General features: G+C 41.1%; 23 protein-coding genes. 7 read left to right on the top strand and 16 right to left on the bottom strand.

Annotation, left to right across the window (positions count from 1 at the left end; all coding sequences use genetic code 11):
• Window positions 1-22: 22 nt before the first annotated feature.
• On the bottom strand, window positions 23-1837 hold the full coding sequence (locus AC27JR_RS14115; RefSeq protein WP_487173946.1) for an assimilatory sulfite reductase (NADPH) flavoprotein subunit: 1815 nt from the start codon (window positions 1835-1837) through the stop codon (window positions 23-25).
• A gap of 298 nt (window positions 1838-2135) precedes the next feature.
• Here AC27JR_RS14115 and AC27JR_RS14110 point away from each other — a divergent pair, with 298 nt between their 5' ends.
• Window positions 2136-3746: an endonuclease gene (locus tag AC27JR_RS14110; protein ID WP_487173945.1), complete on the top strand. Its 1611-nt coding sequence runs from the start codon at window positions 2136-2138 to the stop codon at window positions 3744-3746.
• Window positions 3747-3942: 196 nt separating this feature from the next.
• Here the strand turns inward: AC27JR_RS14110 and AC27JR_RS14105 are convergent, their stop codons facing one another.
• Window positions 3943-4413 (bottom strand): hypothetical protein, encoded by a 471-nt coding sequence (locus AC27JR_RS14105; RefSeq protein ID WP_008108359.1) that lies wholly within the window; start codon window positions 4411-4413, stop codon window positions 3943-3945.
• A gap of 186 nt (window positions 4414-4599) precedes the next feature.
• On the opposite strand from AC27JR_RS14105, the gene AC27JR_RS14100 reads away from it, so the two are divergent.
• Window positions 4600-5136 (top strand): helix-turn-helix domain-containing protein, encoded by a 537-nt coding sequence (locus tag AC27JR_RS14100; RefSeq protein WP_036984553.1) that lies wholly within the window; start codon window positions 4600-4602, stop codon window positions 5134-5136.
• 337 nt (window positions 5137-5473) lie between these two features.
• Here AC27JR_RS14100 and rpsQ read toward each other — a convergent pair whose 3' ends face one another.
• The 11 genes from rpsQ to rpsJ are packed head-to-tail and all read right to left on the bottom strand — an operon-like array spanning window position 5474 to window position 10440.
• The gene (gene rpsQ, locus AC27JR_RS14095; protein ID WP_076919478.1) at window positions 5474-5731 is read right to left on the bottom strand and encodes a 30S ribosomal protein S17; all 258 of its coding nucleotides are present in this window, start codon (window positions 5729-5731) and stop codon (window positions 5474-5476) included.
• Window positions 5731-5922, bottom strand: coding sequence for a 50S ribosomal protein L29 (rpmC, locus tag AC27JR_RS14090; protein ID WP_008108355.1), 192 nt, complete (start codon window positions 5920-5922; stop codon window positions 5731-5733). The genes rpsQ and rpmC overlap by 1 nt, the downstream gene beginning before the upstream one ends.
• Window positions 5922-6335, bottom strand: a complete 414-nt coding sequence (gene rplP, locus AC27JR_RS14085; RefSeq protein WP_008108352.1) for a 50S ribosomal protein L16 — start codon at window positions 6333-6335, stop codon at window positions 5922-5924. The genes rpmC and rplP overlap by 1 nt, the downstream gene beginning before the upstream one ends.
• Window positions 6336-6347: 12 nt before the next feature.
• A complete protein-coding gene (rpsC, locus tag AC27JR_RS14080; RefSeq protein ID WP_008108350.1) occupies window positions 6348-7049 on the bottom strand; it encodes a 30S ribosomal protein S3 in 702 nt (233 codons plus the stop codon).
• 12 nt (window positions 7050-7061) lie between these two features.
• A complete protein-coding gene (rplV, locus tag AC27JR_RS14075; protein WP_004588690.1) occupies window positions 7062-7394 on the bottom strand; it encodes a 50S ribosomal protein L22 in 333 nt (110 codons plus the stop codon).
• Window positions 7395-7407: 13 nt separating this feature from the next.
• Window positions 7408-7686 (bottom strand): 30S ribosomal protein S19, encoded by a 279-nt coding sequence (gene rpsS / locus AC27JR_RS14070; protein ID WP_004588689.1) that lies wholly within the window; start codon window positions 7684-7686, stop codon window positions 7408-7410.
• 15 nt (window positions 7687-7701) lie between these two features.
• Window positions 7702-8526: a 50S ribosomal protein L2 gene (rplB, locus tag AC27JR_RS14065; RefSeq protein WP_008108345.1), complete on the bottom strand. Its 825-nt coding sequence runs from the start codon at window positions 8524-8526 to the stop codon at window positions 7702-7704.
• A 17-nt stretch (window positions 8527-8543) separates the two neighbouring features.
• A complete protein-coding gene (gene rplW / locus AC27JR_RS14060) occupies window positions 8544-8846 on the bottom strand; it encodes a 50S ribosomal protein L23 (protein ID WP_008108343.1) in 303 nt (100 codons plus the stop codon).
• Window positions 8843-9448, bottom strand: a complete 606-nt coding sequence (rplD, locus tag AC27JR_RS14055; protein ID WP_008108340.1) for a 50S ribosomal protein L4 — start codon at window positions 9446-9448, stop codon at window positions 8843-8845. Before rplD ends, rplW begins: the two co-directional genes overlap by 4 nt.
• Window positions 9449-9465: 17 nt before the next feature.
• Window positions 9466-10101 carry a 50S ribosomal protein L3 gene (gene rplC / locus AC27JR_RS14050; RefSeq protein ID WP_008108338.1) on the bottom strand — a complete coding sequence of 212 codons (636 nt, stop codon included), beginning with the start codon at window positions 10099-10101 and terminating at the stop codon, window positions 9466-9468.
• Between the two features lie 27 nt (window positions 10102-10128).
• Window positions 10129-10440, bottom strand: a complete 312-nt coding sequence (rpsJ, locus tag AC27JR_RS14045) for a 30S ribosomal protein S10 (protein WP_002957900.1) — start codon at window positions 10438-10440, stop codon at window positions 10129-10131.
• Window positions 10441-10867: 427 nt separating this feature from the next.
• Between rpsJ and plsB the strand changes: the two genes are divergently transcribed.
• Window positions 10868-13306: a glycerol-3-phosphate 1-O-acyltransferase PlsB gene (plsB, locus tag AC27JR_RS14040; RefSeq protein ID WP_487173944.1), complete on the top strand. Its 2439-nt coding sequence runs from the start codon at window positions 10868-10870 to the stop codon at window positions 13304-13306.
• 55 nt (window positions 13307-13361) lie between these two features.
• Here the strand turns inward: plsB and tesB are convergent, their stop codons facing one another.
• On the bottom strand, window positions 13362-14219 hold the full coding sequence (tesB, locus tag AC27JR_RS14035; protein ID WP_008108303.1) for an acyl-CoA thioesterase II: 858 nt from the start codon (window positions 14217-14219) through the stop codon (window positions 13362-13364).
• Between the two features lie 83 nt (window positions 14220-14302).
• Here tesB and AC27JR_RS14030 point away from each other — a divergent pair, with 83 nt between their 5' ends.
• Window positions 14303-14761 carry an EVE domain-containing protein gene (locus tag AC27JR_RS14030; protein WP_487173943.1) on the top strand — a complete coding sequence of 153 codons (459 nt, stop codon included), beginning with the start codon at window positions 14303-14305 and terminating at the stop codon, window positions 14759-14761.
• A 100-nt stretch (window positions 14762-14861) separates the two neighbouring features.
• The gene (locus tag AC27JR_RS14025; protein WP_487173942.1) at window positions 14862-15893 is read left to right on the top strand and encodes a cytosolic protein; all 1032 of its coding nucleotides are present in this window, start codon (window positions 14862-14864) and stop codon (window positions 15891-15893) included.
• A gap of 30 nt (window positions 15894-15923) precedes the next feature.
• Here the strand turns inward: AC27JR_RS14025 and AC27JR_RS14020 are convergent, their stop codons facing one another.
• The gene (locus AC27JR_RS14020) at window positions 15924-16115 is read right to left on the bottom strand and encodes a hypothetical protein (protein ID WP_008108297.1); all 192 of its coding nucleotides are present in this window, start codon (window positions 16113-16115) and stop codon (window positions 15924-15926) included.
• On the bottom strand, window positions 16115-17182 hold the full coding sequence (locus tag AC27JR_RS14015) for a potassium channel family protein (protein WP_008468731.1): 1068 nt from the start codon (window positions 17180-17182) through the stop codon (window positions 16115-16117). Before AC27JR_RS14015 ends, AC27JR_RS14020 begins: the two co-directional genes overlap by 1 nt.
• Window positions 17183-17347: 165 nt before the next feature.
• Here AC27JR_RS14015 and AC27JR_RS14010 point away from each other — a divergent pair, with 165 nt between their 5' ends.
• Complete coding sequence (locus tag AC27JR_RS14010) at window positions 17348-18295, top strand: chemotaxis protein CheV (protein WP_487173941.1); 948 nt, start codon at window positions 17348-17350, stop codon at window positions 18293-18295.
• A 178-nt stretch (window positions 18296-18473) separates the two neighbouring features.
• On the top strand, window positions 18474-19784 hold the full coding sequence (locus AC27JR_RS14005; protein ID WP_487173940.1) for a short-chain fatty acid transporter: 1311 nt from the start codon (window positions 18474-18476) through the stop codon (window positions 19782-19784).
• Window positions 19785-19818: the final 34 nt, after the last annotated feature.

Below are 19818 nucleotides of genomic sequence, written 5' to 3'. Positions count from 1 at the left end.
TTATAAAGTAAACAATGTGTACTTAGTACACGTCTTTCTGATAGCGATTTGCGCTTCTTAAGTCTTTTAAGTACTGCTCTGCGTCTTCATAGCTTTTACCGGTGTTTTCGCTAATGATATCAACTAAGGCATTATGTACATCCTTTGCCATGCGGTTTGCATCGCCACACACGTAAAAATGAGCACCCGCTTCTAACCAATCAAACACTTCTTTTGAGTTTTTACGTAACTTATCTTGTACATAAACTTTTTCTGCTTGGTCGCGACTAAACGCCACATCAACCTTACTTAGTAAACCTGACTTTAAGTACCCTTGAATTTCTACTTGGTACAAGAAGTCTTGAGTAAAGTGTGGGTTACCAAAAAATAGCCAGTTTTTACCTGTTGCTTCTCGTGCATCACGCTCTTGTAAAAAGGCCCGAAATGGCGCAATACCAGTACCTGGGCCAACCATAATAATCGGTGTGTCATCGTTTACTGGTAAGCGGAAGTTATCATTATGTTCACTGAACACTTTTACTTTACAGCCTTCTTCAGCGCGGCGTGCTAAATAGCCAGAACAACCACCTAAATGCTCTGTACCAAACGCTTCAAACTCAACTAATGCAATAGTTAAATGCACCTCATCTTCAACCTCTGCTTGGCTAGAAGCAATTGAATATAAACGTGCTTGTAATTTACGCAGGCAATCAACTAGTGTTTGCGCTTCTAATTTAGCTGGGTTTTGTGCAACCACATCAAAGATTTGGCGAGGCTCAATGTATTCGCGCATTGCGCCTTTATCTTCTACTAGTTTAAGCAGCTCAGGCGTGCCTGTAGCGGTGGCATACTTTTCAACAAAGCCAGGGTAGGATTGTGTTAGCTCTAGTTTTTCAATTAAGGCATCACGTACGCTGAGTTCTTCATCGCCAAGTTTAACGCGGCTAGTAGGATCAATTTGCGTTTGCGCTAGTAGCTCATCTACACGTACTTCATCATTTAGAAAGTAAATGCCTAATGAATCACCTGGGGTGTAACTAATATCTGACCCTTCAAGTGAAATTTCAACATGGCGTACATCTTTGGTTGAATCACGACCGGTAATTTTTTGCACTAAGCTTAGCTCTGCCGCAAACGGATTTTGCTTTGTGTACTGACTAGACGCTGCTGCAGGAGCGCCAAATGGCATTGATACAACTTGACCGCCTATGGCATCTTGCTGGGCTTTTAAATCTGGCTCAAACGCATTTAGTGCGCCTTCAATCCAAGTGGCTGCTTCGTCATCGTAATCAACGTCTAGGTCGGCACGTTGATGAATAACCTCTGCACCTAATTTAGTTAAACGCTCTTCAAAGTCTTTAGCGGTTTGACAGAAAAATTCATAGCTAGAATCACCTAAGCCTAATACTGCAACTTTGACACCATCAAGCTTTGGCGCTTTTTTAGTAATTAAAAATTCATACAGTGTTTCGGCATCTTCTGGTGGCTCACCCTCGCCGTAAGTCGATACAACCACGGTTAAAAACTTTTCTTTTTTCAGGGCAGTCGGTTTGTAATCTGACATGCTAACCAGCTTTGTTGCTAGGCCGCGAGACTCAGCTTGCTCTTTAAGTTTAGTCGCCACCGCTTTGGCATTGCCTGTTTGTGAACCATATAAAATGGTCAGTGCTGCCGCCTCTGAGGTTGCTGGCGTACCTGTAGTTGGTGCGCCTAGCGCTGCCGAATTAGCATTAGCAGCTAGGTAGCCGCTAACCCACGCTTGCTGAATTGGATTAAGCTCAGCCACTAAACCTTGTAGCTTTTGTACTTGCTCTTGCGAAAGCGGACTTGCTAGCGCATTGAGTTGACCTAACAACATGAATTTTTCCTCATAACCCTGAACGTTAAACACAATGTCTGTTCACATTGTTTAAAATGAGTGCCACCTCACTCAGAAAGTTCTGTTGAGGTTAATTGAGTATGCAGGATAGCCGCCTAAGCATAGATAAAAAAAGAATAGAATCTGCTTTGATATTCCATTTAGTTATTAAGTTACTTAAAAACCTGCGAAATAGACCTAAAAGGGTTTTATTGTCTTTTATGAAATTTTAATTTAACAATTTTGTAACTTTAATAATCTAATGTATATTACGCAAAAATATAAAATAGGAACACCTATGTTACACGGTCTATATAAAAACAAATTACTTTTGAGCACCTTGTTATTATCCTCATTACCCGCGATGGCTAATGTGGTTAATGGCAACTTTGAACAATACAGTGGCAACACCCCAGATGCATGGACAGTGATTGATAGTGGTATTAACGTATCTGCCAACAGCATAGTCGTAAGCACAGGCTCACAAGCAGCAGCGATTAGCGTTAATACAGGCACACAAAGCAATACTGATTTTTTGCAGCAAGTCGCAGTTGAAATGGGTAAAACTTATGAGTTCTCAGTGGATGTGTATCATACCGAAGGCCATCTTAAGGCGCGTTTGTTGATAGATGGTTATCAAGGCTATTCAAATCCAGCACAAACCAACCAATGGCAAACCATAACTTACAGCTACACCGCTGATAGTAGTAAAACCATTGATGTCGGCTTACGCTTTTATGATACAACGGGATTTGATGGTAGCGAGTTAGTTTATGTTGATAACTTCTTGCCTAATAATGACAGCAGTGGCTCTTCAAGCTGCGCAGATAACAGCCTTACTTTTAGCCTAACCACAGATAACTACGGCGAAGAAACCAGCTGGCAAATAGCGCACAACCAAACCGGTGTCGTTGCAAGTGGAAGTGGGTATGCGGCAAACACCCAATATACCGAACAATTATGCGTAGCCGATGGTGAGTATACATTTACTATTAATGACAGCTATGGCGATGGTATTTGCTGTTCATATGGCAATGGTAGCTACGCCTTGAATAATGAAAGCACATTGCTCGCCAGTGGAGCTAGTTTTCAAACAACCGAGGCTACCGCTTTCTCATTAGGAAGCACTGAGCCAACACCGACGCCAACCGGCTACTATGTGACAACCCAAGGTTTATCGGGTTACACGCTAAAAACTGAGCTTTATAACATTATTAATAATCATAATGCTCAAGGGTATTCTGCTATTTGGAATTTTTACGACGCATCGGCGCGTGATAAATACTTTGAAAACGATAATAGTATTTTAGATATGTACAGCGAGAAGCCCAATGGCTCTGATAGCTACACATACACAGCCGTTAGCGATCAATGTGGCACCTACAGTGGTGAGGCAGATTGCTACAACCGAGAGCATTCGTTCCCTAAAAGTTGGTTTGGTGGAAAAGTTGAACCGATGAACTCTGATGTTCATCATATTTACGCCACTGACGGCTATGTAAATTCAAAGCGAAGTAACTTCCCGTTCGGTGAAGTAGCAAGCGCTTCATTTACCTCAACCAACGGCAGTAAATTAGGCTCAGCAAGTAATGCGATTAATTACAACGGTACTGTGTTTGAACCTATTGATGAATTTAAAGGTGACTTTGCTCGTGCTTATTTTTACATGGCAACCCGCTACGAAAATGTGATTGGTGCTTGGCAAAATAACACCGCAGCTAGTAATGACGTGCTTAATGGCACCAGTACCCAAGTATTTGAAAGCTGGGTTGTGGCTATGCTGTTAAAGTGGCATAACAACGACCCTGTTAGCCAAATGGAATTAGACCGCAACCAAGCAGCGTTTGAATTTCAGGGAAATCGTAACCCATATATTGATCATCCTGAATTTGTAGAGATGATTTGGTAAACGGGCTTCCGGCTTCGCAGAAAACACAAGCCTTTGCTTACGCAGAGGCTTTTTATTATAAACTGCGCATTATAATTACTAATAAGTACATAACACATCTTAAAAATTGGAGTAAAACCAAGATCCAGATATCTAGCAATATAAGCCTAAACCTCAGTAGAAAAATAAGTGCTTACTAGCACTTCAGCTATTACTATTATTGTTTTTTAAAACTAGCTAGACCCAGCTCTTCTGATTCATATCGTGTTCCGGTTAACTTTATCAACCAAACACTATCGATAAAAGTACGGCTAAAATATACAGCTTGACCACTGGGAATGTTAGGCATAAAAGACGTTATCGATTGCCATTGGCCATCTGTTTTATCTTTTAACTTCATCGATGCATTGAAAAACGATCCATCTTCGTTTGCTTTTATCTCAAGTGATGTTAGTTGTTTTTTATCCCCTATTTCTATTTGTGCACTCTCGTTTAATAGGGCTAATAGCATTGGTTGGTGAATTGGAGTCAATGAATTTAGTGTTTCAGAAATTTTACTATCAATTGTTATTTCATTTTTCAATTTATAAATATCGGCTTTAACTGCAAAAACAGGTTCAGCATTAGTTTGATAACTTACAAAGAATAAAGCGATGGAGCTAAGTAATAAATAAACGTGTTTTTTCATAATACAATATATCCTTTCGTTAGTTTGAGAATACTAGCATAATTTAAAGTAGCCCATAAAAATCGCTAATCTATTAATATTCATGATATTCTTTTATTCATTCGCATGAATATAGGCATGACCTCTATCTCTGGCTTAGCTAATTAGTGATAATAATGTGGCTGCAATTAAGAAGAGAATATGGGTATGCAATCGCTAGGAAAAGAATTAAAACGTCTTCGATCAGACAAAAAATGGACTCAAGCATTTGCTGCACGTGAAATAGGCATCCAACAGTCTTACTTATCAAAACTAGAGAATGGCCAATTCATTCCTTCTCCCGAAGTAATCGAAAAGCTAAAGCGATGCTATGGCGAAGCATGTTTTGATTGCTATTTACCTGTAACAACATCAACCAAAGTGCCACTGAAAAAACTGCCTATTTTGAGTTTTACGCTATTAATAATTAGCCTTATGGTTTGGCTATGTGCAACGTATGAAATTTTTTATGCTGAAACCTACTTTACTTATCAGGCAAAGCAAGAAGATTTTTTAGCGTTTAATGTCACTCAGCAATACCAAGGCGAACGTTTTATTGAGGGGGACGTGACCTATCAAATTGTAGGCGAAAGGCAAGTCAGTAGAATTGAAAACCGCTTTCTAATTGTAACTTCCGCAGTATGCATTTTATTATCTATTGTTGCAGCTCTACTCTCGCAAAGTCATAGGTTTGGTAAATTATAAAGCTGTTATTTAGTTGCTCTTGGCAATTACTCCAGTATTACTCTACCTCCAAAATCTATGCTGTCGTATATCAGAAATTTTTAACACGATTAACGTCAGATTCAATCACTCAAATTGATAAAGTATTAGGACAATTACGTATTCATGGCGTGCTTTTTCTCGAGTGCTCTAGACTAAAAACCCAAGCTACGGCCCTCAAATTCACTCCGAGTAGTTGACGGCTGACGGCTGACGGCTGACGGCTGACGGCTTAAAACTTACCGCTTACAGCTTTTTTAAACGCAAAAAAAACCCCAGCTAAAGCTGGGGTTTCTTATAAAACAGACTTAATTAAAAATTAAGCTTGCTTTGGACGTTCAATAACATCTACCAAAGTCCAAGATTTGTTCTTAGAGATTGGAGCGCATTCACGGATAGTGACAGTGTCACCCGCTTTTGCAGTGTTATTTTCGTCATGTACGTGTAACTTAGTCGTACGTTTGATGAATTTCCCATAGATTGGGTGCTTCACGTAACGTGCGATAGCAACAGTGAAAGATTTTTCCATCTTGTCGCTGATTACACGGCCTTGAAGAGTACGAATTTTATCGCTCATTATTGACCTGCCTTCTGGTTAATAATTGTTTTTACACGCGCGATATCGCGACGTACTGTTCTTAGCGTGTGTGTCTGAGCTAGCTGACCAGTGCTTGCTTGCATGCGCAGGTTAAACTGCTCACGAAGAAGACCTAGAAGTTCAGCATTAAGCTCTTCTACGCTTTTATCTTTTAGTTCGTTTGCTTTCATCACATTACCGTCCGAGTTACGAAAGTTGTTTTGAATGGCAGCTTACGAGCAGCAAGGTTAAACGCTTCACGAGCAAGCTCTTCTGAAACACCTTCCATTTCGTAAAGTACTTTACCAGGCTGAATTTCAGCAACCCAATATTCAACAGAACCTTTACCTTTACCCATACGAACTTCAAGAGGTTTTTCTGTGATCGGCTTGTCAGGGAAGACACGGATCCAGATTTTACCTTGACGTTTCACGTGACGTGTCATAGCACGACGAGCTGCTTCGATTTGACGAGCAGTCATGCGGCCACGACCAGTAGCTTTCAAACCGAAAGTACCGAAGCTTACTTTGTTACCGTTTTGCGCTAGACCACGGTTGCGGCCTTTATGCATTTTACGGAATTTTGTACGTTTTGGCTGTAACATTACTCGCTACCTCTACTTAGCACTTTTTTTGGCTTTCTTTGGTGCGCGTTTAGCTGGCTTCTCTTGCTCTTGTACTAGTGGTAAACCACCAATAACTTCGCCTTTGAAGATCCAAACTTTAACACCAATGATACCGTAAGTGGTTAAGGCTTCAGAAGTTGCGTAGTCGATATCAGCACGAAGAGTATGTAGAGGTACACGACCTTCACGATACCATTCTGAACGTGCGATTTCTGCGCCGCCAAGACGACCGCTAACTTCAACTTTAATCCCTTTAGAACCGATGCGCATTGCATTTTGTACCGAACGCTTCATAGCGCGACGGAACATAACACGACGCTCTAGCTGAGAGGCAATGCCGTCTGCTACTAGTTGTGCATCTAGTTCTGGTTTACGTACTTCAGAAATATTAATCTGAGCAGGTACACCAGCGATTTTAGTTACCGCTTGACGTAATTTTTCTACGTCTTCGCCTTTTTTACCGATAACAACACCCGGACGAGCCGTGTGGATTGTTACTCGGATAGATTTTGCTGGACGCTCAATAACGATTTTAGACACAGAAGCCGCTTTCAATTCCTTAGTAAGGAATGTACGTACTTTGTGATCGCCAAAAAGCTGTGCAGAGAAATCTTTTGAATTCGCGTACCAGGTAGAAACCCAAGGTTTAGATATACCTAGGCGAATACCAGTAGGATGAACTTTTTGTCCCATTACTTATATCTCCTAGCTATCTGAAACCACAACAGTGATGTGGCTTGTACGCTTAAGGATGCGGTCTGCGCGTCCTTTAGCACGTGGCATAATACGTTTCATTGTTGGACCATCGTCCACAAAGATCGTTGTTACACGTAGCTCATCAATGTCAGCACCTTCGTTATGCTCTGCGTTAGCAATAGCAGACTCAAGTACTTTCTTAACTAATACAGCCGCTTTTTTCGGGCTGTACGCCAGGATTTCTAGTGCGCGATCGACAGGTAACCCGCGGATCTGATCTGCAACTAGACGTGCTTTTTGCGCCGAACCAGAGGCGAATTTATGTTTAGCTAATGCTTGCATTTATCTTCCCCTCTTAACGTTTCTTCGCTTTCTTATCCGCAGCATGGCCACGGTAAGTGCGAGTTGGTGCAAATTCACCTAGTTTGTGACCGATCATTTCGTCAGAAACGAAAACTGGTACATGCTGGCGACCATTATGGACAGCAATGGTCAATCCGATCATGTTAGGTATGATCATTGAACGACGGCTCCAAGTTTTAATTGGCTTCTTTTCACCGCTTTCCAAAGCTTTCTCTACCTTCTTCAGCAAGTGTAGGTCTATAAAAGGACCCTTCTTGAGAGAGCGTGGCATGGCTATTCCTCAATATTACTTAGTACGACGACGTACTATAAATTTATCCGTACGCTTGTTCTTACGCGTCTTAGCACCTTTAGTCGGTTTACCCCATGGAGACACAGGATGACGACCACCAGATGTACGACCTTCACCACCACCGTGTGGGTGATCAACCGGGTTCATGGCAACACCACGAACTGTCGGACGAATACCACGCCAGCGATTTGCACCTGCTTTACCAAGTGAACGAAGCATATGCTCAGCATTGCCTACTTCACCTAGCGTAGCACGACAGTCAGCTTCAACTTTACGAACTTCGCCTGAACGAAGACGTAATGTTACATATTGACCATCACGAGCAAGGATTTGAACGTATGCACCAGCAGAACGTGCAATTTGAGCACCTTTACCTGGTTTTAATTCTACGTTGTGAACAGTCGAACCTACAGGCATATTACGCATAGGTAATGCATTACCAGGTTTGATTGGTGCATCAACACCAGACTGGATTGCATCGCCAGCTTTTAAGCCTTTAGGTGCGATAATGTAACGACGCTCACCGTCTGCATATAATACAAGAGCGATGTTTGCGCTACGATTTGGATCATATTCTAAACGCTCAACAGTGGCTGGAATGCCATCTTTAGTACGTTTAAAATCGATTAAACGGTAATGCTGCTTATGACCACCACCGATATGACGAACCGTAATACGACCATTGTTATTACGACCACCTGATTTAGAGTTTTTCTCTAATAGTGGTGCGTAAGGTTTACCCTTATGTAAATCTGGGTTAACCACTTTAACTAGGTGACGACGACCCGCAGAAGTTGGCTTACACTTTTGAAGTGCCATAATTCTAACTCCCCTTATTACTCGGCGCCGCCGACAAAGTCCAGCTCGCTACCTTCTTTAAGAGTAACGTAAGCTTTCTTCCAGTCGCTACGACGACCGAAACGCATGCCAGTACGTTTTGTTTTACCCTTAACGTTAAGTGTGCGAACACCAGTTACTTCTACTTCAAAAAGCTTCTCAACTGCCGCTTTAACTTCAGCTTTAGTTGCGTCATTTGCTACTTTAAAAACAATAGTATTGTTTTCTTCAGCAGCGATTGTGCTTTTTTCAGAGATGTGTGGAGCAAGGATCACTTTTAAAAGACGTTCTTCACGGATCATGCTAGCGCCTCCTCAAGTTGCTTAACAGCAGCAGCTGTAATTAGTACCTTGTCGAAAGCAATTAAGCTTACAGGATCGATACCAGCTACATCACGTGTGTCAACCTTGTACAGGTTACGTGCCGATAAGAAAAGATTTTCATCTACTTCTTCAGTCACGATAAGAACATCTTTAAGCTCAAGTTCTTTAAGCTTAGCAACTAGTTCTTTAGTTTTTGGTGCTTCAAGACCAAAACTTTCAACAACGATTAAACGCTCTTGACGAACTAATTCAGATAAGATGCTTTTGATCGCACCACGGTACATTTTACGGTTTACTTTTTGGCTGTGGTCTTGTGGTTTAGCTGCGAAGCTAACGCCACCTGAACGCCAAATTGGACTACGGATTGTACCAGCACGTGCACGGCCAGTACCTTTTTGAGCCCATGGTTTTTTACCACCACCGCTTACTTCAGAACGTGTCTTCTGAGCACGAGTACCTTGACGAGCACCTGCTGCGTATGCAACAACTACTTGGTGTACTAATGCTTCGTTAAACTCACGTCCAAAAGTAGCTTCAGAAACTTCAAGAGCGCCAGAAGCGTCTTTAATTGCTAATTCCATCACTAAATCTCCAGGACTTATGCTTTAACAGCTGGTTTAACGATAACGTCACCGCCGATAGCGCCAGGTACTGCACCTTTAACTAAAAGCAGGTTACGCTCAGCGTCAACGCGAACTAGTTCAAGGTTCTGAGTTGTTACTTGCTCATTACCCATTTGACCGGCCATTTTCTTACCTTTAAACACCTTACCAGGTGATTGGTTTTGACCGATTGAACCAGGAGCACGGTGAGATAGAGAGTTACCATGTGTAGCGTCTTGCATGCTGAAATTCCAGCGCTTAACACCACCTTGGAAACCTTTACCTTTAGAAGTACCGGTTACGTCAACTTTGTTGATTTCGTTGAATAATTCAACCGTAAGCTCTGCGCCTACTTCAAAATCGCCTTCACCACCATTTAGGCGGAATTCCCACAGACCGCGACCCGCTTCAACACCAGCTTTAGCGAAGTGACCCGCTGTTGCTTTGTTTACACGGCTTGCTTTTTTAGTGCCTGCGGTTACTTGAAGCGCGTTATAACCGTCTGTTGCGTCAGATTTGATCTGAGCAATGCGGTTAGGAGTCGCTTCAATAACTGTCACAGGGATAGATACACCATCTTCAGTGAAGATACGTGTCATACCCACTTTACGACCGACTAGACCTAATGCCATTTTCCTAAAACCTCTCTAATCTTCCGATTAACCCAGGCTGATTTGAACATCAACACCAGCAGCAAGGTCTAAACGCATAAGTGCGTCTACAGTCTTGTCAGTTGGTTCTACGATGTCGATCAGACGTTTATGGGTGCGGATCTCGTACTGATCACGCGCGTCTTTATTAACGTGCGGTGATGTAAGTACAGTAAAACGTTCAAAGCGTGTAGGTAGTGGAATTGGACCACGTACTTGTGCGCCAGTGCGTTTCGCAGTTTCCACGATTTCCGCCGTTGATTGGTCAATCAAACGGTGGTCAAAAGCTTTTAGGCGAATACGAATGCGTTGATTTGACATTCTTAAACCTCAATATAAAGAGCATTTAAAGAGCATAAAAAAACGACCGAAACAATCTTAATAATTAAGATGCCGGTTGTTTGATTATATCTACGTTGAGTTCCAAATCGGAACTCCTGTTTATTAGCTTGAAATCCAAGCTTAATTTATTCTTTCTTGTTCCCGAGGGAATTTTGAAAGCCTGCGTATTATAATGATACTGGTGATAAATGCAACAACTATTTAGACATAATTACTTTGTTATTGTCGTTTAAATAACGGTCAAGTTTATTAATAGTGAACGCAATGGAAGTGATGATGTCACTATAATGTCATAGCTTGTCGATTAATCTGCAGGGGATTTTTTAGATATTATGTTATCCTATGCGCTAATTTTGCTGTTATATACCCATATTGGTTTGGGTAACTACTCTCTTATGGTGAGTCAATGCGTATTTTAAATTATGGTTTAAATCTTATCTCTGGTGGTATCAGCCGCTTGTTTGTTAAAAGCAAAGTACTGCCTGAAAAACCGCTAGAACAATTTAAGTTAAACCCTAAAAACCCAACCTTTTACATAGTGCGTTTAAACTCACGCTTTGATTTAGCGGCACTGGCGCGTGTTTGTAAACGAAATGGTTTACCTGACCCAACCGAGCAGCAAGTGTTAGGCGACGAAGCGTTAGATCGCTTTATCGGCATTAAAAACCCTCCCCCGCTATTTGGTGATAAAGAAAAGCCTACCAATGCATTGGCCCAAGGCAAACATATTGTTGAGCACTTATTAAATAGTGGCCAAAAAAATGTGCAAGTGGTACCAGTGACTATTTTATGGGGCCGTGCACCGGGTAAAGAAAAGCCTGGATTGAGTACACTGCTCTCACATTCGCTGACTCCTAGCTGGTTCAGAAAAATCTTCGTGGTGCTTTTTTCAGGAAGAGATAACTTTATTCGATTTAGCCAACCACTCGACTTATCCTTATTGGTTAATGAAAAAGCCGACGTTAATGAACTGCCTCATAAACTACTGCGTGTAGCTCGAGTTCACTTTAAACGTCAAAAGCTGGCTGCAACAGGGCCTAAAATACCATCTCGGGAGCAATTATTTAGTTCGCTGCTAGCATCACCCACAATTAAAAAAGCAATTCAAACCGAGGCTTCTGAAAAAAACATCAGCCAAGCCCAAGCGCGACAAAACGCATTAAAGCTACTTGATGAAATTGCCGCTAATTACAGCGACGCCACCATTCGCGTTGCCGACCGTATTTTAACCTGGCTTTGGAACAAGCTTTATAATGGTATTGATATAAAATACACTGAGCAAATTCATGACCTAACTAATAAAGGCCATGAAATAATCTACATGCCGTGTCATCGCAGTCATATGGATTACTTACTACTTACCTACTCTATTTACCATCAAGGGCTTGTTCCACCGCATATTGCAGCTGGGATCAACCTCAACTTTTTCCCAGCAGGCGGGATATTCCGCCGCAGTGGCGCGTTTTTCATCCGCCGCTCGTTTGCTGGTAACAAGCTCTACTCAGCGGTATTTAAAGAATACTTAAGCCAGTTATTTATCAAAGGTTACTCGGTGAAATTTTATACCGAAGGTGGCCGCAGCAGAACCGGACGTTTATTACCCCCAAAAACCGGCATGCTCGCCATGACAATGCAAGCCATGCTGCGTGGTATTGATCGCCCAGTATCGATTGTGCCTGTATATATAGGCTACGAACACGTAATGGAAATAAATACCTACCTAAAAGAGCTCGCGGGTAATGATAAAAAGGGCGAGTCAATATTAGGTATTTTTAAAGCGATTAAAAACTTAAAAAACTATGGCCGTGGCTATTTAAACTTTGGCGACCCTATTTCTATTAACCAATACCTAAATGACAACCAACCCGACTGGCGTGATTCAATTCATGCTACCGATGTGCAAAAGCCACAATGGTTAGGACCGCAAGTTGCGAATCTTGCTGATCAGGTTATGGTTAAAATTAATAATGCAGCCGCACTCAACTCAGTAAATTTACTGGCGATGATACTGCTAGTAAACGATAAACACGCATTGAGTAAACCTAAATTGCTAGCTCAGCTTGAGTTTTATCTGCGATTACAGCGTGAAGCCAGCTATAGCAATAAAATAACCGCACCAGATGAAACGCCAGAGCAACTGCTAGAACATGCCCTAAAGCTGAATAAGTTTGATGTGATCAGCGACGAATTTGGCGAAATAATCGCGATAAACGATAAAGAAAAAACCTTATTTAATTATTATCGTAATAACATTTTGCATATTTTTGCAGTACCAAGTCTAGTCGCCCTGCATTTATTTAAGCAGCATCAAAGCACCGTAACCCAGTGCCATCAACTGGTAAACACTTTTTATCCGTTATTTGCCAAAGAGTGGTACTTACAAGAGCTTGATGAAAGCTATGTAACCCGTATTTTAACTAACTTTAGCGATCAAGGCTTAATTGAACTTGATGGTGATAACATTAAAGTGACTCAAAATAACGATAGCTTTGCCAAACTCGAAATGCTCGGTCGTGCATTAAGCTTCACTCTGCAACGCTATGCGATTGTAATTGGCTTTATTCAGACCAGCCAAGGCATTGAAAAAGCAGAGCTGGAACGTGAAAGCTATGTGCTGGCACAGCGCTTAGGTACATTACATGGCATTAAAACACCGGAGTTTTTTGATAAGAAGGTACTTAGTAGCTTTATTTCCAATCTCCGCGAACAAAAGCTAATTAGTGAATCTGATAGCGGCTTACAAGGCAGCCAAGAGCTTTGCGAGACCTACAAGCAACTACAAACACTCTTGCCGGCACGTATTTGGCAATCAATTACTGACATTGTTCACGCTCAATGTCAGTAACAGACTCTAATTACCCACTATGTTGAATTAACTCAATATAGTGGGTTTTGAAGTGTTAACGCTGACGCATTACCCCTTCTTGAATAGTAGAGGCTACCAAATTTCCTTGGCGGTCAAAAAACTGCCCGCGTACCAACCCTCTTCCTGAGCTCGCACTTGGGCTATCAATAGTATATAAAATCCAATCATCCATTCTAAATGGACGATGAAACCACATAGCATGATCAATAGTCGCTACTTGCATATTCGGCTGCATAAACGAGACACCATGTGGCTGCAGTGCGGTTGGTAAAAACTCAAAGTCAGACGCATACGCTAATAAGTAGTTATGAATACGTTGATCGTCCGGCATATCGCCATTGGCTTTAAACCAAATATGTTTTACCGGCTCTATGGCCTCTGGCTTAAACGGATTATGAAAATTAACCGGACGCATTTCTATCGGCATTTCACGAATAAACTTATTACGGATTGCTTCAGGAATATGCTGCGCATTTTCTTGATAAAACTCTAACGAAGAACGCAGCTCTTCAGGTGCGGGAACATCAGGCATGGTAGCTTGATGCGATAATCCTTGCTCTTCACCTTGAAACGACGCCGTCATGTAAAAAATAGGTTTACCGTACTGAATGGCGCTAACTCGACGAGTACTAAAACTTTTACCATCGCGAATCGTCTCTACATCATAAACGATTGGCTTTGCAGCGTCGCCTGGGCGTAAGAAGTAAGAATGTAAGGAGTGAACAATACGTCCTGCAGGCAATGTTTCTTTAGCTGCGGAAAGCGCTTGTCCCATAACTTGACCGCCAAACACCGCTCTAAAACCTAAGTCTTGGCTTTGTCCTCGATATAAACCTTGCTCAATTTCTTCAAGTGACAATAGCGACAATAAATCATCTAATACTTGGCTCATTATTTCTTCCTCAATCCCCTAATTTCTAAATGATACTATACAATACTGGAAAAATACTAACTCACTGATTGAGGATATCTAATATGGCTTTTTGGCTGTTTAAAACCGAACCCGACGCCTTTTCAATTGATGACTTAAAACAAGCCCCAGAGCAAACAACGCTATGGGAAGGTGTACGCAACTACCAAGCGCGTAACTTTATTCGTGATGATGTACAAAAGGGCGATTTGGTGATGATTTATCACTCTAGCTGCAAACAAGTTGGCGTTGCGGGACTTGCTGTGGTTACTAAGACCGCTTACCCCGATCCAACTCAATTTGATTTAAGTAGTGACTATTACGATGCTAAAGCAACCGCTGATAATCCTCGCTGGTTTGTAGTGGAATTAACCTATCAGGCGCATTTAAGTAGTTTAGTCAGTCTACAAGCAATCAAAGCAAATAGTGCTATAACTGATATAGCACTTAAAAAAAGTGGCCGTTTATCGGTCATGCCAGTAACCGACAATGACTGGCATGAAATTTTAAATATGGCGAAATAAGTCATCAAGGTAACTATCCACCAGCGTAGCATCTCACCGCTCGATTTTCTTATGTAGCCAGATTTGTTATGATCTGCGGCTTGTGTGTACTGGAGGAAAAATGAAATTACTGTATTGGTTAGATGAATGGTTAACTCTCAACGATGATGAGAGGCAAGCAAAGCTACCAACCTCTGGTGGAGATTTACTCGGTGATGTGTATGTAAAATATCACTTTTTTGATCTCAATAAACCCCTGCTTTTTACTTTTTCTCCTGCGGGCACTGATGTGCAAGAACGCGATTTGAACGAAGACTTTGCCCCATGGGGCTATCATTTAGCACAAAAGCAAAACGTTAATATTATTGCGTTTCAGCATTTGGGTAAAAGTAACTGGTTTCGTAATCGCAATTTAATCTTTTTTATTGAGCAATTAGCTCCCTTACTTTCTCCATTTAAAACAAAGTTAGGTTATGGGCTTAGTCGTGGCGGCTTTGCTGTGGGTGCATTTGCTAAATTACTAAAACTCGACAAAGTACTGTTTTTCCACCCTGTTAGCACCAAAAACAAGCTACTCGCCCCTTGGGATGACCGCTCAAGTACTGAGATAGCCCAGCAATATGACTGGCAAGGTGACTACCATGACTTAGATTTAGGGGATGCCGAGGGTTACATTATTTACGATCCAACTAATCGTATTGACCGCCAACATGCTAAACGCTATAAACAACTCACTCACTTACGCGTGTTTGGTATGGGGCACGGCACTCATGCCACTTATTTAAATAAGTTTGGCTTTTATAAACAAGTGGCGGTTGATTTTATTCGTGATCAGCAAATCGACATTGCGCAATTTAGGCTGCAAACAAAAACACTGCGTTTAAAAGAGGATTATTATAAAAAACTTAATAAAGCCAACGCTAAGTCGCCACATCGCCAAGCGTTATTAAGTACCGCTCACACTATTTTAATTGATGAAAAAGCCACGCATGTAAAAGAGCATCAAGCGCAAATTGATATTCAACCACTAATAGACGTAGCCATTAAACATCAAGACGAAAATCCTACCGATGCTATTAAGCTATTAGAGGTGGCACAACAACTCGTGCCAGATGATCCGCTGGTTGAGCATAAACTCAAGCAATTAAAATAACACTGGGCAACTCAAACGTTGCCCTTGCTACTATTTTTTCTTTGCGTGCCCTTGCTTGGGAACAATTGAAAAATATAAAATAAGCGCTATCCAAGAGAAAAAAATAGCGCCGACCAACCAGCCATTTTTCTCATGGCCATGGCTACGCTTACTGTTAAGAATTATCATAATAGGGAAAATGTAAGCACATAAAACAATAATTAAAAAAGCAATTTCAGTCATTATTTTTCCAAGCTAGGCCAATCAACTTCACCACTCAACACTCGCTCTTGCGCGATATAATGCAATATATCACCCGCATTTACTGCGTAATCTAAAGGTGGATTTAAATCCATATTTTTTGCACTTAAATTATGAGCCACCCCTAATAATATTGCATCATGATCGTACTTAAAATGATGAAATAATTTACCAAACTCCATGGTTTTTATATCACTGGGTATTTGTAGACTAAATTGTGTATCACCATGCAAAGTAGATAATAGTTCTTCTTGAACACGACTTGAGCCAGGGTCTTGCATTGAGCGCACCAAAATCTCTGCTGACTTAGTGCTACTGCATTCTACGTTATGACAATGCTCTAGTAACATTTCCACTTTTGTTTCATCAAAAAAGTGTGCGCTAATGTGACAATCTTCTTTAACTAAACGACTAATACGCAGTGCGGTAGTAAATGTTTGGTCGTCATCTTGACCATCAATAATCACTTTATCAGCATGGCGAATTGCTACACGCTCTAACTCATCCAAATCAGTAAAACTAGTCAAACGAGCAAAATCAACATTCTCATTACTTAAGAATGGATGCTCTATTTGTTCAGTAACCGCCAATAAAATACGGCGATCTGTACGTTTAGTATCAGCCAAAATATAGTCGATCATTTTTTTTGTTCGAGCATTATGCCAACCAAAAATAATAATGTGGTTGCTACTGTGAGCAAAGTTTTTATCACCAGTCATAGCGCGCCTAATTAAGTAAGTTACTGTTTGTCCTGTTTTACCTAACAAGACACCAAATAAAGCCAAACCAAAGGGTATTTGTATTAATGCAACAATCCATCGACCTAAATCTGTTGATGGACTTAAATCGCCATACCCTACCGTTGAAGTGGTTACCGTGTAGTAGTAAAAAAAAGTCCCTGGTGAAAGCAAGGCCTGCTCATTTGCCACTAATAATAAACTCCAAGTAAGTAGCATATGTAAGGATGTTGCTATTACAACAGATTGCCAACTAACCTGATCAATATGGCTGCGCAACAGCACAACAATACGTTTTAAAATATGATGCATAATTTTTTGTTAATCGATTGATTATTTTTATCATTTAGTAACACGATACTGTAAATGATAACACCTAAGCAACGTTTTACTGTAATCGAAATATTCAAGGTTCGTTATGAAGAAAAATAAGAGTAAACTATAGTTATTAAGTTATGAGAAAAGAATGAGTCTATTATGTCAGGTGTTTTAGCGTCAGTTGATCAACGTACTCAGCTTGTAGGTGAGAATCGTTTAGAATTGCTACTTTTTTATTTACATAGCCGCCATTTATTCGCACTCAATGTATTTAAAATTAAAGAAGTGGTGAAGCTTCCCCGTCTAAGCAAAATACCGCACTCTCACCCTAAGGTGACGGGTGTTGCTAATATTCGTGGTGAATCTATTCCGGTGATTGATCTACGCCAAGCAATTTCTATGTCACACAAAGAACATGGCGACGATTGTAATCTCGTAGTAACAGAATATAACCGTACCACCCAAGGTTTTTTAATTGGCAAAGTTGATCATATTTTAAATATGACCTGGTCTGATATTATGCCGCCGCCTAGCTCTGTGGGTAAAAATCATTACATTACCGCACTGACTAAAGTACAGCGCGACGACGTGGAGCACTTGGTAGAAATTATAGATGTAGAAAAAGTACTGGCTGAAATAGTTGAGTACGAGGTTAATATTTCAGATGGAGTGTTAGACCAAACTATAGTTAACGAATTCTCTGGGCGAAAAATACTACATGCCGATGACTCGCCAACAGCACGCAAGCAAGTTAGCGATACGCTATCGCAGCTTGGTATTGAAATCGTTCCAGCCAGTAATGGCTTGGAAGCACTCAATATGCTGAAAGGTTGGGCCGATGAAGGCCGCGATGTTGAAAAAGAATTACTTATGGTGATTACCGATGCCGAAATGCCTTCTATGGATGGTTATCGCTTAACCTATGAAATACGCAACGACAACCGCTTAAAAAACTTACATGTGGTGCTTAACACCTCTCTCAGTGGTAGCTTTAACCAAGCCATGGTAGAAAAAGTGGGATGTAATGCATTTTTATCAAAGTTTCAGCCCGACTTATTAGTACAAGAAGTTCAAAATCGCTTAAAACAGGTGCTCAGCAACACTTAGTTAAGCTCACTAGTAAATACTGACTACAGTTAGTATTTGCTAGTTATATAACTAGCAACGTATTTAGTTATTTCACTGCCTTATAGCCTACCTTGTTGTCATTTTATTTATTGCGCCATTTGCTAATCACTACTTTTCATGATTAATTAATACGTAAATTTTTACTAGGTTATTAATTATGCTTAATAAAGTTGCCAGCCCTTTTACCAAGCTTGTAGAGCGGTACTTACCCGATCCGTTTATATTTGTCATTTTGCTCACCATTATCACTTTGGTCATTGCGAATTTAGCGACCCCTGCAACCACGCTTGAGGTAATAGCATCATGGGGTAGCGGGTTTTGGAACTTACTTAGCTTTGCCATGCAAATGCTGTTGGTATTAGTAACAGGCTACATGCTCGCCAGTACCTCGTTAATAAGTAAGTTACTGACAAAGTTGGCAACGCTTGCCAATACAGCTCCAAAAGCCATTATTTTAGTGACTTTTATTTCGCTTTTAGCAAGCTGGCTTAATTGGGGGTTTGGTTTAGTGATTGGGGCTTTATTTGCTAAAGCGATTGCCAAACAGACTCGAGTGGATTACCGGCTATTAGTAGCGAGTGCTTACTCAGGTTTTGTAGTGTGGCACGGCGGATTGGCAGGCTCCGTACCTCTAACCATTGCCAGCGAAGGGCATTTTTCACAGGCAACAATGGGGATTATTGGCACCGAGCAAACCTTGTTCGCAGGTTTTAACATTGCGATTCTGATTGGCTTATTTATTATTATGCCGCTGGTTAACCGCTATATGCTACCAAATGAAAAAGACAGTGTTTATATTGACCCATTACTGCTTAAGAACACTTTAGCCGATAAAGTAACAATAACACGCCCAGCTCAGCATTTAGAGCAAAGTAAGCTGTTAGGTATGGGTATTGGTTTACTCGGACTTGCCTACTTAGGCTATTACTTTTTTATCGCAGGTGGCGGCTTAAACCTAAACAGTGTGATAGCGCTTTTCTTATTTTTAGCTATCACACTACATCAAACACCCCATAACCTACTAAATAGCCTACAACAAGCGATTCCGAGTGGCGCGGGAATTGTCATTCAGTTCCCTTTTTATGCCGGTATTATGGCGGTAATGGTCGATACAGGATTAGCACAGCAGATATCACAAGGCTTTATTGCAATCGCTGATGCCGATAGCTTGCCATTTTACAGTTTTATAAGTGCAGGACTCGTTAATATGTTTGTGCCCTCAGGTGGCGGCCAATGGGCGGTACAAGCACCTATTGTTATACCAGCAGCGCAAGAGCTTGGTGCAGATATGGCGCGGGTTGCTATGGCTGTGGCGTGGGGAGACGCGTGGACCAATTTAATTCAACCCTTTTGGGCTTTACCGGTATTAGCCATTGCAGGGTTAAAAGCTAAAGATATTATGGGGTTTTGCGTGGTACAGCTTATTATTACTGGAGTATTTATTTCACTCATATTGAGCTTTTATTAATCTAACTGGGCTGTAACTTATATTACAGCCCGCG

It is taken from the genome of Pseudoalteromonas sp. NH0006-26, assembly GCF_057552415.1.
This window is presented reverse-complemented; position numbering and strand designations above follow the sequence as displayed.